Below are 12,107 nucleotides of genomic sequence, written 5' to 3'. Positions count from 1 at the left end.
CATCAGGTGCTGCATCAGGTGCCGCATCAGGTGCCGTGCACGCGGCGCAGCCGCAGTCCTGCCCATCCCGTCAGCACGGCGCACAGCAGCACTCCCCAGGGGCCCAGCGCGGGCACGGGGGTGGCTGTGGCCGGGGCCGGGGCTGCGGGCTCCACGGTCTGGGCCCATGCGCCGCTGTCCGCGGCGAGATAGTTCGCATCGCCGCCGTACCGGGCTACGATGGCATGCGGGCCGGCCGCCGTCAGTTGGGTGGTGGCGATGATGGCCCTGGCATTGGACAAACCCGCCGTGCCCAGCGACAGGCCGCCAGCCATGATTTCGACCGTTCCCGTGGGGACGGCGGCGGTGCCCAGGGAGACATCGGGTGCGACCACCACGGAGAAGGACAGCGACTGCCCGGAACGCGAGGGATTGGCGCTGGAGGTCAGCGTGACACGGGAGGGGCCCTGTCCCACCGCCGCCATCTGCACCGCCTGCGTAGCCGCGTCATGGTCCGCATCGCCGAGCTGGCTGGCGTTGATCGTGCATGTCCCTGCGGCCTGGAAGCGGATGGTGCTGCCGGAGGCGCTGCAGATCGCCGCGGTCAATGCATCCACGGCGAACATGACGGGGTTTCCCGAGGCGCCTCCGACGGCGGCCACGTCATAGGTATCCCCCACCCGTGCGCCGGCCGGTGGTGCCGTGGTGAAGGTGATGGCCTGCGGCGCTTTGGCGATGGCACCTGCCGCCGCCGGGCAACTGGTATCGCTGGCCGGCCAGTAGCGGTTGCCCGTCCCCGTGAACGTTTCGCCGCCACAGTTGTTGCCGGGCGCGTTGTTCGTGATCTGGTTGCCGTGGAGTGTGCGGGGGCGGGTGAGCGTGAACGAGACGCCGGCACCCGAGCCCGGAGACACCAGCACGTTGCCGGTGACGGTGCTGTCGGTCATGGTGGTCGGCACCCCGCTGCGCAGGCCCCCGCCCAGCGTGCGGGCCGTGTTGCCGGACAGGCGGCTGCGCTCCACCGTCAGCGAGCCGCTGCCCGTGCTGTAGATGGCACCGCCCTGTCCCCCTGCCTGGTTGCCGCTGAACACACTGTCCACGATGGTCACCGTGCTGTCGCGGCTGTACAGTCCCCCGCCGTTGATGCCGGCCGTGCTGTCCTGCACCACGCTGCGCTCCAGGCGCAGGGTGACGCCGTTGTCCAGGTAGATGGCGCCGCCGTCTTCACCGGCGGCGGTCTGCCCGCCGCGCAGTGTCAGGCCGCGCAGCGTGAGCTGGACACCGCTGCCCTGGGCCGACACCAGGCGGGAGGCATTGCCCCCATCGAGCGCCACCCGCTGGTCCCCGTCGATCGTGATGTCCGAGGTGGTGAAGTTGAGGTCGATGGAATGGCCTGCCAATGCAATGGCGGTGAGGCTGCCTGCCGGAAAGACGGCCGGGTCGAACACGATGGTGTCCGCGCCATTGCCCGATATGCATGCGCCGTTGCCCCAACTGCCGTCATCCATCTGGGCACTGGTCAATGCCTCATTCAGGCTGCAGTCCGCTGCACCGGGCGTGTTGTCCGTGGTATTGACCACGATGGTCGCGGCCTGGCCATTGAGTGCCAGCAGGCTGCACAGCGCGCCAGGCACTGCCAGAAGCCGGAGGCGTCGAAGGGGTCTGTGAAGAAAAGCGTGCACGGTTCCTCCCGTTGCGCTGCGTGTCCCGGGCAGACCCGCGCGCTGTTGTTGCGGACCGCGTGACCTTAGCTTTCTGCGAAGATCGTGAAAATGTGCCGACGGCACATCGCAGGCCTGAAAATGCGGCCTCAGCCGGCCCACCTATCGCCAGCACCTCGAGCACGCCATTGGATTTCGCGACATGACCCTGTCAACGCAGCAACTGGGGCAACTCAATCAGGCCATCCTCGCGGTGCACGGCGCGCCCGATCTGCACGCGCTGGCCACGCATTTGCTGCACGCGCTGCGCCTGGTGGTGCCGGGTGACATTCGGGTGGTGGATTTCTCCGGCATTGCGGAAGTCCGTGGCTGCACGGCCTACGATCCGGTGCGGGCCATTTCCTCCGAAGTCAACGCTGCGGTGCACCGGCATCTGGCCGACAACCCCTTGTATCGGCAGCGCCAGACGCAGGCCGCCAGCATTTCCGACCTGCTGACTCGCGGGCAATGGCAACGTACGGCGCTCTATGCCCAGGCCTACTCCCAGGTGGGCCAGCAGGACGGACTCGCGCTGGACGTGGACCTGGGCCACGGCGCGATGCTGACCCTCAATGTCACACGCGCCTCGCGCGGCTACACGGCTGCGGAGCGCATGGCGCTGACCTTGCTGGGGCCGCATGCGCAGGCGCAGTGGCGGCGCCTGAGCCAGCAGCAGCGAATCAGCCAGGCGGCATGGCAGGCGCTCTCACCGGGCTCGCCGGCTGCCGACGTGCTGAGCCCGCGCGAACGTGAAGTGCTGCAATGGGTCGCCAACGGCAACACCAACGCAGAAATCGCCACCATGCTGGAGTTGCGTGCAGGCACGGTGAAGCGGCACCTGGAAAACATCTACCGCAAGCTGGGAGCCGCCAATCGGCAGGACGCCTTGTCGAGGATGCGCAGTCCGGATTTCTAGCGCGTGTCGCGCGCTTGTGCGAACCCGCGCGTGCGCCGTGCGCGGGGCCAGCCCTTCGAGAAGCAGGGAAACCGGCCCTACGGCAAGACGCTCCGGCAGGCAATGCCAAACCGCTGGGCCAGCGCGTGCAGGCGGCTGTCTCGCGACCACAGGCTTGCTCGACGTAAGCGGTGCAGCTACGTCCGGCATAGTTTTACCTACAGGTTTCGCGCCAGCACAATAAAAGTCCGCCCAAGCCATACGGCGGACTTCCTGAAATCCACTGTGCCGAGGCCTCATGTTTTGTTTTGCCAGTTGCTCTCCTGTCGGCTTCAACGCCGTCCTTCTCAGCGGCGGTACGTTGCCATTTCTGGTGTCCGACGGCATGTTGTTTCAACCATTGCAGTGAGGCAGCGCATGGAGCAGGAAGTGAGATGCGCGAACTGCAATCGAAAGCTCGCCATGGGCGTCTTTCAGCTACTGAACATCAAGTGCCCGCGTTGCGGCACGTTGAATTCCCTGAGGGTCCAAGCGAACCCCCCACCCGAGTGCCGCCGAGCGCCTTCGACTCCATCCATTGAATAGGAGGCCTCCATGGCTCAAGTTTCCAAGGTTCTCGTCTCGGATCAGTACATGCCGCCGGACAACATCCAGCAGTACAAAAGCACGACGGGTTTCCCTCTTGTTTACGATTCGCGGCATATCAATCCGCATGCGCTCGTGTTCGACAACACGGGGCGTCCTGCCAACTACAACCCTGCCAACAACCGCCACACCATCGTGATGGATGTGCGCTTCAGCGATGGCTATCTGGCCGCTTGCCACATGGGCATCATTGCCAGGCACAAAGGCTCATACAGTGTGGCGGGTGACAACCGTGGCGGTGCTGTCATTGCGGGCAATTGGGGCTATTCGCCAGGCAGCGTGGCGCTTGAGGAAATTGAGATCACCAACACCAAGGACAACGGTGACTCGCACCATCGTCCGTCCGCTCAATATCCGCGTGGTGCCATCGGCGAGGCCAAGCTCGAGGAACTGCGCTGGTATCGACTGGTGATCGAAAGCATTTCCAAGAACGGCAGCATCGGCCACGCAGTCCGGGCAACGGACAAGAGTACGGGCCAGACCGTATTCAGCCTGCCAACCTTCTGGTCGGATTACTCGGCCAACTATGACTCCCGTGACGCAGGCAAGGTGGTATTGTTCAGCATCAGTGATCCCAACAAGCCTGCCGCCGGCTTTGTCTATACACGCCTGATCAGCTATTGGTCGGATGCTGACGAGGTGATAGCCAATCCGTAAGTGATCTGAGAGCGGGTTCCAGGGCAGCGTGTGGCCGTATCGCCGCCATGCCCTGGTCCTTCTGGCAGGGAGTGGTCAATACGCATGCTGCCATGCGTTGCGCATCGTGCTGCCTTTGGTGGAAAGCTAGTCTGTAGGCGAGGGCCAGCGACACGCAATCTCCTGGGAGTCCGGCATATCGGTTGCCCTGCCGCCAAGTGCTGCGAGGCGTTTGGCTGCCTGCACCCTCACGAAAGTTCTGAGGACCTGTTGGAACAGATCTGCCTCGTCCATGCCTGGCTCCAACATCTTCAGGGCTTCTTCGTACAAGGCATCGTCGATCGTCACGGTGATCCGCATGGCGGGCCCTCTGTCATCAAAACAGATGCAATTCTGGGCTTGCGCCAGCCTGCAGACAAGCGCGCTTCCCTCCGAAGTGGTCACTCCTGTTTTGCTATGATGACTGTATAAAGATACAGTTTTCGAGCGGCCTGGCTGCCCGATCTGCCAGGCCCATGCTCCCTCCCCACCGCTTCTACTACCTGCACAACTTCCAGCGCGCGCTGGACTGGATTGGCCAGCGTTACGGCGATCTGCTGGACGCGCCCGAGCAGGCATTCCTCACCCGTTTCACGCAGCTGCCCCAGCCCTCGCAGGCGCTGATGGTGCGTTTGCTGATGCGGCGCGGGCCCTGGTTTCGGGCCGGCAAGCTGGTGTATGAAGAGATTCCCGCCATTGCTGACGCGGCCGCGCCCCTGCTGGATCTTGGCTGGCTGGACGCGGACCACCCCATGGCGCTGGAGGAGCTGTTTGCGCTGCACACCAAGCCCGAGCTGCTGCAGCTGTTCGCAGGCGCACCCGTTCACTCAGGCCTGCGCAAGGCCGAGCTTTTGCAGGCCCTGCAGCCCCTGCACGAGGCGCCCAGGCCCTATGCGCAGTGGCAGCCCCAGGGCGTCGGAGCCGGCGAAGCCGCCTGGCGCGTGATGGTGGGCGCGCTGTGCGAGCGCTTTCGGCTGATGTTCTTCGGCAACCTCTACCAGGACTGGTCGGAATTCGTGCTGGCCGACCTGGGCGTGTTCCGCTACGAGGCCGTGGCCTTCGATGCGGCGTCACGGGCCTTCCAGTCGCGTGACGATGTCGATGGCTACCTGGCCCTGCAGGCCTGCCGCGCGGCGCTGGATGAGGGCGTGGAGATCGATGCGCTGCTGCAGCAGGTGGCCGGCTGCGCCAGCGGCAATGCCTGGCTGGAGCAGCGCCGCGCCAAGGTGCTGCTGCGCATAGGCCAGGCCTGCGAACGCATGCAGGACTGGGAGCGTGCCGAGCAGGCCTATGCGCAAAGCCGCTACCCCGGCGCCCGCCACCGGCGCATGCGTGTGTACGAGCGCATGGAGCGCTTTGCCGATGCCATGGCGCTGGCCCAGGCCGCCCAGGCCCAGCCCGAGAGCGACGAGGAACTACAGCGCGTGGCGCGCATGCTGCCGCGCCTGCGCCGCAGCCTGGGGCAGGGCGCACGCGGGCGTGCGGCGGCGCTGGCGCCCGTGGTGGCGCAGATGCGCATGGACGTGGAGCTGGAGCTGCCGGCGCGGCCCGCATCGGTCGAATACGTGCTGCGCGACCATTGGCACAGCGACTCCGCGCCGGTGTTCTACGTGGAGAACGCGCTCATCAACTCGCTGTTCGGCCTGCTGTGCTGGCCGGCCATCTTCGCGCCGCTGCCGGGCGCCTTCTTCCACCCGTTCCAGAGCGGCCCGGCCGACCTGTCCGCGCCCGACTTCGTGCAGCGGCGCGCAGCCTTGTTCGAGGAATGCCTGGCGCATCTGGACGATGGCAGCTGGCGCGAGGTCATCGTGCAGCGCCATGCCGACAAGCAGGGCCTGCAGTCGCCCTTCGTGTTCTGGGGCACGCTGAGCGCGCCGCTGCTTGCGCTGGCGCTGGACTGCATTCCGGCCGCCCACCTCAAGCTGTTCTTTGCGCGGCTGCTGCGCGACGTGCAGGCCAACCGCACGGGCTTTCCCGATCTGGTGCGTTTCTGGCCGGCCGAGCGCCGCTACGAACTGGTCGAGGCCAAGGCCCCCGGCGACAAGCTGCAGGACAACCAGATCCGCTGGCTGCAGTACTGTGCCGAGCACGGCATTCCCGTGCGCGTGTGCCATGTGCAGTGGCGCGGCCAGCCGCTGGGAGAGGCCGCGTGAGCTACACCGTGGCCGTGCGCGCGCTGTGCGAGTTCACGGCGCGCGCGGGCGACCTGGACCTGCGCTTCACGCCCGCGCCCAGCGCACTGGAGGGCATGGCCGGCCACAGCCTGGTGCAGTCGCGCAGGGGCAAGGACTACGAGACCGAGATCAGCCTGGCCGGTGAATACGGCGACCTGCGCGTGCGCGGCCGCGCCGACGGCTTCGACGCCGGGGCTGGCCAGCTCGAGGAAATCAAGACCTACCGGGGCCAGATCGAGGGCGTGCGCGCCCACCACCGCGCCCTGCACTGGGCCCAGGCGCGCATCTACGCCCATCTGCTGTGCCAGGCGCGCGGCCTGCAGCGGCTGCGCGTGGCCCTGGTGTATTTCAACGTGGGCAACTCGGAGGAAACCGTGCTGGTGCAGGAGGAAGACGCGGCCACGCTGCGCGCCTTCTTCGAGCAGCAATGCGCGCTGTTCCTGGACTGGGCGCGCAGCGAGGCCGCCCACCGCGCGACGCGCGAGGCGGCGCTGGCCGCGCTGCGCTTTCCCATGCAGGGCTTTCGCGCGGGCCAGCGCGAGCTGGCCGTGGCCGTCTATCGCGTGGCGCGCGCGCAGCAGGGCGGCCAGTGCCTGATGGCGCAGGCGCCCACGGGCATCGGCAAGACGCTGGGCACCATCTTCCCCATGCTCAAGGCCATGCCGGACCAGGGCCTGGACCGCCTGTTCTTCCTCACGGCCAAGGGCACGGGCCATGGCTTGGCGCTGCAGGCGCTGGCCAGCGTGAACCGGCAGATCGCCGAGCAGCACCAGCCACCGCCGCAGGAACCGGCTGCGCCACAACCTCCGCCCTCGCCACCCTCGCCACCCGCAAGGCTGCGCGTGCTCGCCATCCTGGCGCGCGACAAGGCCTGCGAGCATCCCGACAAGGCCTGCCACGGCGACTCCTGCTCGCTGGCGCGCGGCTTCTTCGACCGCCTGCCCGCCGCGCGCGCCGCCGCGCTGCAGCAGGTGCCCTGGGACCCGCCTGCCGTGCGTGCCGTGGCGCTGGCGCACGACATCTGCCCCTACTACCTGGCCCAGGAACTGGTGCGCTGGAGCGATGTGGTCGTGGCCGACTACCACTACTTCTACGACAGCGCCGCCATGCTGTACGCGCTCACCCAGGCCCAGCAATGGAAGGTGGGCGTGCTGGTGGACGAAGCCCACAACCTGCTCGAGCGCGCGCGCCGCATGTACACGGCCGAGCTGTCGCAGTTCGCACTGGCGGCCGCCCGCAAGTCGGCCACCGGTGCCGTGCGCAAGGCGCTGGACCGGTTCAGCCGAAGCTGGAGTGCGCTGAACAGGGAGCAGACCGCCAGCTACCAGGCCCATGAGGAAGTGCCCGCAGGCCTGCTGGGCGCCGCGCAGCGCGCCGTGGCCGCCATCGCCGACGCCAATGCCGACAGCCCCATGCTGCCCGGCGACCCCGTGCTGGATTTTTACTGGGAGGCGCTGCAGTTCATGGCGCTGGCCGAGCAGTTCGGCGGCCATGCGCTGTTCGATGTCCACCTGCTGCCCGGGCGCCCAGGCCCCCGTCGCACGCCGGCATCCACGCTGTGCATACGCTGCGTGGTGCCCGCGCCCCACCTGGCGGCACGCCATGCGGCGGCCCATGCCTCGGTGCTGTTCTCGGGCACGCTGAGCCCGCCGCACTTCTACCGCGACATCCTGGGCCTGCCCGAAGGCACGCACTGGCTGGAGGCCGAATCGCCCTTCCAGGCCGACCAGCTCGATGTGCAGGTGGCCGGCCACATCTCCACGCGCTACCGCGACCGCGACCGTTCGCTGCGGCCCATCGCCGATCTCGTGGCCGCGCAGTACGCGCGCCGGCCCGGCAACTACCTGTGCTTTTTCAGCAGCTTCGACTACCTGCAGCGCGTGGCCGAATGCCTGCAGCGTGCCCATCCCGATCTGCCGGTCTGGCTGCAGACCCCCTCCATGGACGAAGAGGGCCGCGCGGCCTTCCTGGCCCGCTTCACCGAAGCCGGTCAGGGCGTGGGCTTCGCCGTGCTGGGCGGGGCGTTCTCCGAGGGCGTGGACCTGCCCGGCGAGCGCCTCATCGGCGCCTTCGTGGCCACGCTGGGCCTGCCCCAGGTCAATCCCGTGAACGAAGAGATGAAGCGCGCCATGGACCGCCAGTTCGGCGCGGACAAGGGCTATGACTACAGCTATCTCTACCCGGGCCTGCGCAAGGTGGTCCAGGCCGCAGGCCGCGTCATCCGCAGCGAGCGCGACCGCGGCGTGGTCTTTCTCATCGACGACCGCTATCGGCGCGGCGAGGTGCAGGCGCTGCTGCCGCGCTGGTGGCGGGTGGAGGGCATGCGATGATCCGGGGCCGCACCAGTCCGCGACTGCCATCCCATCCCCATCCAGTCCCCCATCCCGCCCCCATCCAGGAGCCTTCCGAATGCCCCGCATGCGCTGCGCCATCCTTGCATTGACCCTGGGCCTGCTGGCCGGCGGCCCGGCTGCGGCAGGCGTGGTGCAGCCTGTGCCTGACAGGCAGGCCAGCGAGAACAAGATGCCGGCCTATCCCAAGGAAGCCAGGCGGCTGGAGCAGGAAGGCAAGGTGGTGCTGCGGGTTCTGGTGGGCGCCAGCGGAAAGGCACTGGCCGTGGATGTGGCAGACAGCAGCGGCTATCCTCTGCTCGACCAGGAGGCGCTGGACGCCGTGCGGACGTGGCGCTTTGTCCCCGGCACGCGCGACGGCGTGCCGGACAGCATGTGGACGCGCGTGCCCGTCACCTTCCTGCTGAAATAGCGGCATGCCGGTGGTGGCAGGTGTGTACCCGGTGCGTGCCCTGCGCAGCGACACAAGGAGCATTCCATGAAGATCGTCATCACCAGCGTGCTCGTCGACGACCAGGACAAGGCCCTGGCCTTCTACCGCGACGTGCTCGGCTTCGTTCTCAAGCACGACATTCCCATGGGCGGCGACGCGCGCTGGCTCACCCTGACATCGCCCGGCGATGCCGATGGCGTGGAGCTGCTGCTCGAACCCGACATGCACCCGGCCGCCAGGCCGTTCAAGACCGCCCTGCATGCCGACGGCGTGCCGGCCACCTTCTTCGGCGTGGACGACGTGCAGGCCGAGTACGAGCGCCTGAGCGCGGCCGGCGTGTGCTTCACCAGGCCGCCGACGCATCTGGGGCCGGTCACGATTGCGGTGTTCGACGACACCTGCGGCAATCTCATACAGATCAACCAGCGGCATTGAGCGGGGCCTGCGGCCCCTGCGGCCCTTGCGCGCTCAGTCCCTGGCGGTGGGCTTGTCGTGCCGGGGCGGATCGATGCGCTCGATATTGCCCAGCAGCAGCGCGCGCCCCGCAAAGGTGCCGCCGGCGGTCTCCAGCGCAAAGCGCTCGGTGTCGCGGCCGCGCACTTCGGACTCCAGCGTCCGGGCCTCGTCCTCGGTGGCGCCCAGGGCCAGCACGGCGTGGCGGCCCATGAGCAGGGCGGACTCGAAGCTCTCGCGTACGACATGGTCGGCGTCCTTCTGGATCAGCTCCAGCGCGTGCTCTCGGTCATAGGCGCGCACGATGAGGCGGGCGTGCGGGCATTCGTGGCGCACATTCTCCACGATGCGCGTGGCGGCGGCCTTGCTGTCCACGCAGACCAGGATGGCGCTGGCATGGCTGGCGCCGGCCGCATGCAGGATGTCGGCGCGCGCGCCGTCGCCGAAGTAGACCTTGAAGCCGTAGGGCTCGGCGTTGCGGATCACGTCGGGGTCGTTGTCGATGATGGACAGTCTGGCCCCATGCGCCAGCGGCCCCTGGCTGGCGATCTGGCCCACGCGGCCGAAGCCGATGACCAGCACGTTGCCGCGCAGGTCCTGCGGCGCCTCCACGCCGTCCAGCGACACGGCCTGGGCGCCGGCCAGGCGCTTGTGCAGCACCACCACCAGCGGCGTGATGGCCATGGACAGCACGACGATGGCCGTCATGTTGGCATGCACCTCGGGGCTGAGCACCTTGAGCTTGAGCGCCTCGGCAAACAGCACGAAGGCGAACTCCCCGCCCTGGGCCATGAGGATGGCGCGGTCCAGCGCATCGGCATGGCTGCTGCGCGCCACGCGGGCCACGGCATAGATGCACAGCGCCTTGCCCAGCATCAGCGCCACCACGCCCATGCCCACGATGCGCCAGTTCAGCGCCACCACCTCCAGGTTCAGCGCCATGCCCACGCCCAGGAAGAACAGGCCCAGCAGCAGGCCGCGGAAGGGCTCCACATCGGCCTCCAGCTGGTGGCGGAACGAGGATTCGGACAGCAGCACGCCCGCCACAAAGGCGCCCATGGCCATGGACAGGCCGCCCATCTCCATCAGCAGGGCGGCGCCCAGCACCACCAGCAGCGCGGCGGCCGTCATCACCTCGCGCGCCTTGGCCTTGGCCAGGATGCGGAACAGCGGGTTCAGCAGCCACAGGCCCGCGCCCACCAGCGCGCCCAGCGACAGCAGGGCCACGCCCGCGCGTTGCCACAGGGGCGAGGTGGCCACGGGCGCCGCATCGGCCGGCGCCAGAAAGGCCACGGCGGCCAGCAGCGGCACGATGAGCAGGTCCTCGAACAGCAGGATGGAGACGATGCGCTGGCCGCGCGGCGCCAGGATGTCGCCACGCTCGGCCAGCACCTGCATGACGATGGCCGTGGAGGTCAGCACGAAGCCCGCGCCGCTCACGAAGGCCACCTGCCACGGAAAGCCGAAGGCCATGCCCACGCCCGTGAGCAGCAGCGCGCACACCACCACCTGCAGGCTGCCCAGCCCGAAGATCTGGCCGCGCAGATCCCACAGGTGCGAAGGCTTCATCTCCAGCCCGATGACGAAGAGGAACATCACCACGCCCAGCTCGGCCACGTGCAGGATGGTCTGCGCGTCCGTCACCAGGCCCAGCCCGTAGGGGCCTATGGCCAGGCCAGCGGCCAGGTAGCCGAGCACGGCGCCCAGGCCCAGCCGCTTGAACAGCGGCACGGCCACCACGGCGGCCCCCAGCAGCGTGACGATTCCTACGAGCTGGCTTGCATTGCCTTCAGCGGCCATGTTGTGTTTCCTTTGTGCGTGCGTGCGGCAAGGCGGATTTCCATCCGCGAATTTGCGCGCAGGATAGCAAAGCCCGGTCCTGTGTAGAATCGCGCCCCCTCTGTGCCCCCCCTCTGCGCTTACCTCACCGCCCAGCGCCATGCCCCAGATCCTCGTCCACGACCTCCGCAAGACCTACCGCATCCATGAGCGCGACCCCGGCGTGATGGGTGCGCTGCGCGCGCTGGTGCATCCGCGCCATCGCACGGTGCAGGCGCTGGATGGCGTGTCGTTCGCACTGGAGCGTGGCGAGCTGCTGGGCTTCATTGGCCCCAACGGCGCGGGCAAGTCCACCACCATCAAGATCCTGTCGGGCATCCTGCGGCCCGATGGCGGGCGCGTGGAGGTGGACGGGCGCGACCCCTTCGCCGACCGCCAGCGCCATGTGGGCCGCATCGGCGTGGTCTTCGGGCAGCGCTCGCAGCTGTGGTGGGACCTGCCCGTGGGCGATGGCTTCAACCTGCTGCGCGACCTGTACCGCGTCGATCCCGCACGCTACGGGCGCACGCGCGACGAGCTGGTGGCGCTGCTGAACCTGGAGCGCGTGCTGGACCAGCCCGTGCGCCAGCTGTCCCTGGGCCAGCGCATGCGCGCCGAGATCGCCGCGGCCCTGCTGCACGAGCCCGAGATCCTGTTCCTGGACGAGCCCACCATCGGCCTGGACGCACCCTCCAAGCTGGCCGTGCGCGAGTTCGTGCTGCGCGCCAACCACGAGCGCGGCACCACGGTGCTGCTGACCACGCATGACATGCACGACATCGAGGCGCTGGCGCGGCGCGTGATCGTCATCGGCCATGGCCGCGTGCTGGCCGACTGCGCGGTCGATGCGCTGCGCGCCCAGGTGGTGGCAGCGCAGGGCGAGGGGCGTGGAGGTGGTGATGGCGAAGGCAATGGAGAAGACATGGCCATCGAGGCCGTGATCGCCCGCTTCTACGCCATGCACGGAGCGGCCGAAGGCTGAGC

The 12,107-nt window shown here is 68.2% G+C and carries 11 protein-coding genes; 8 read left to right on the top strand and 3 right to left on the bottom strand.

Features of this window, described 5'->3' with window-relative positions:
- Positions 1 to 26: 26 nt before the first annotated feature.
- Positions 27 to 1,613, bottom strand: coding sequence for an Ig-like domain repeat protein (locus ACF8O7_RS16215; protein ID WP_126311028.1), 1,587 nt, complete (start codon positions 1,611 to 1,613; stop codon positions 27 to 29).
- 229 nt (positions 1,614 to 1,842) lie between these two features.
- Between ACF8O7_RS16215 and ACF8O7_RS16210 the strand changes: the two genes are divergently transcribed.
- The 3 genes from ACF8O7_RS16210 (at position 1,843) to ACF8O7_RS16200 (ending at position 3,876) form a co-directional block, all read left to right on the top strand.
- Positions 1,843 to 2,595, top strand: a complete 753-nt coding sequence (locus ACF8O7_RS16210) for a helix-turn-helix transcriptional regulator (protein WP_126311027.1) — start codon at positions 1,843 to 1,845, stop codon at positions 2,593 to 2,595.
- 102 nt (positions 2,596 to 2,697) lie between these two features.
- Positions 2,698 to 3,159, top strand: a complete 462-nt coding sequence (locus ACF8O7_RS16205) for a Com family DNA-binding transcriptional regulator (protein WP_319803992.1) — start codon at positions 2,698 to 2,700, stop codon at positions 3,157 to 3,159.
- A gap of 9 nt (positions 3,160 to 3,168) precedes the next feature.
- Entirely contained in the window at positions 3,169 to 3,876 is a 708-nt protein-coding gene (locus ACF8O7_RS16200; RefSeq protein ID WP_016452681.1) for a hypothetical protein, read from the top strand.
- Positions 3,877 to 4,002: 126 nt separating this feature from the next.
- On the opposite strand, the gene ACF8O7_RS16195 is transcribed toward ACF8O7_RS16200, so the two are convergent.
- Complete coding sequence (locus ACF8O7_RS16195; RefSeq protein ID WP_043821701.1) at positions 4,003 to 4,215, bottom strand: DUF2191 domain-containing protein; 213 nt, start codon at positions 4,213 to 4,215, stop codon at positions 4,003 to 4,005.
- 155 nt (positions 4,216 to 4,370) lie between these two features.
- On the opposite strand from ACF8O7_RS16195, the gene ACF8O7_RS16190 reads away from it, so the two are divergent.
- From ACF8O7_RS16190 to ACF8O7_RS16175, 4 genes are all read left to right on the top strand, one after another.
- Positions 4,371 to 6,047, top strand: a complete 1,677-nt coding sequence (locus ACF8O7_RS16190; RefSeq protein WP_392443829.1) for a VRR-NUC domain-containing protein — start codon at positions 4,371 to 4,373, stop codon at positions 6,045 to 6,047.
- The gene (locus ACF8O7_RS16185) at positions 6,044 to 8,398 is read left to right on the top strand and encodes a helicase C-terminal domain-containing protein (protein ID WP_392443827.1); all 2,355 of its coding nucleotides are present in this window, start codon (positions 6,044 to 6,046) and stop codon (positions 8,396 to 8,398) included. Before ACF8O7_RS16190 ends, ACF8O7_RS16185 begins: the two co-directional genes overlap by 4 nt.
- Before the next feature lie 79 nt (positions 8,399 to 8,477).
- Positions 8,478 to 8,831, top strand: a complete 354-nt coding sequence (locus tag ACF8O7_RS16180; RefSeq protein ID WP_012207609.1) for an energy transducer TonB — start codon at positions 8,478 to 8,480, stop codon at positions 8,829 to 8,831.
- A gap of 66 nt (positions 8,832 to 8,897) precedes the next feature.
- Positions 8,898 to 9,287, top strand: coding sequence for a VOC family protein (locus ACF8O7_RS16175; protein ID WP_016452676.1), 390 nt, complete (start codon positions 8,898 to 8,900; stop codon positions 9,285 to 9,287).
- A gap of 33 nt (positions 9,288 to 9,320) precedes the next feature.
- Here ACF8O7_RS16175 and ACF8O7_RS16170 read toward each other — a convergent pair whose 3' ends face one another.
- Complete coding sequence (locus ACF8O7_RS16170; protein ID WP_017405210.1) at positions 9,321 to 11,105, bottom strand: monovalent cation:proton antiporter-2 (CPA2) family protein; 1,785 nt, start codon at positions 11,103 to 11,105, stop codon at positions 9,321 to 9,323.
- A 139-nt stretch (positions 11,106 to 11,244) separates the two neighbouring features.
- Here ACF8O7_RS16170 and ACF8O7_RS16165 point away from each other — a divergent pair, with 139 nt between their 5' ends.
- Positions 11,245 to 12,105 (top strand): ATP-binding cassette domain-containing protein, encoded by an 861-nt coding sequence (locus ACF8O7_RS16165; RefSeq protein ID WP_126311024.1) that lies wholly within the window; start codon positions 11,245 to 11,247, stop codon positions 12,103 to 12,105.
- Positions 12,106 to 12,107 lie beyond the last annotated feature (2 nt).

Source organism: Delftia sp. WSY_16 (assembly GCF_043104415.1).
GTDB lineage: Bacteria > Pseudomonadota > Gammaproteobacteria > Burkholderiales > Burkholderiaceae_C > Comamonas > Comamonas tsuruhatensis.
This window is presented reverse-complemented; position numbering and strand designations above follow the sequence as displayed.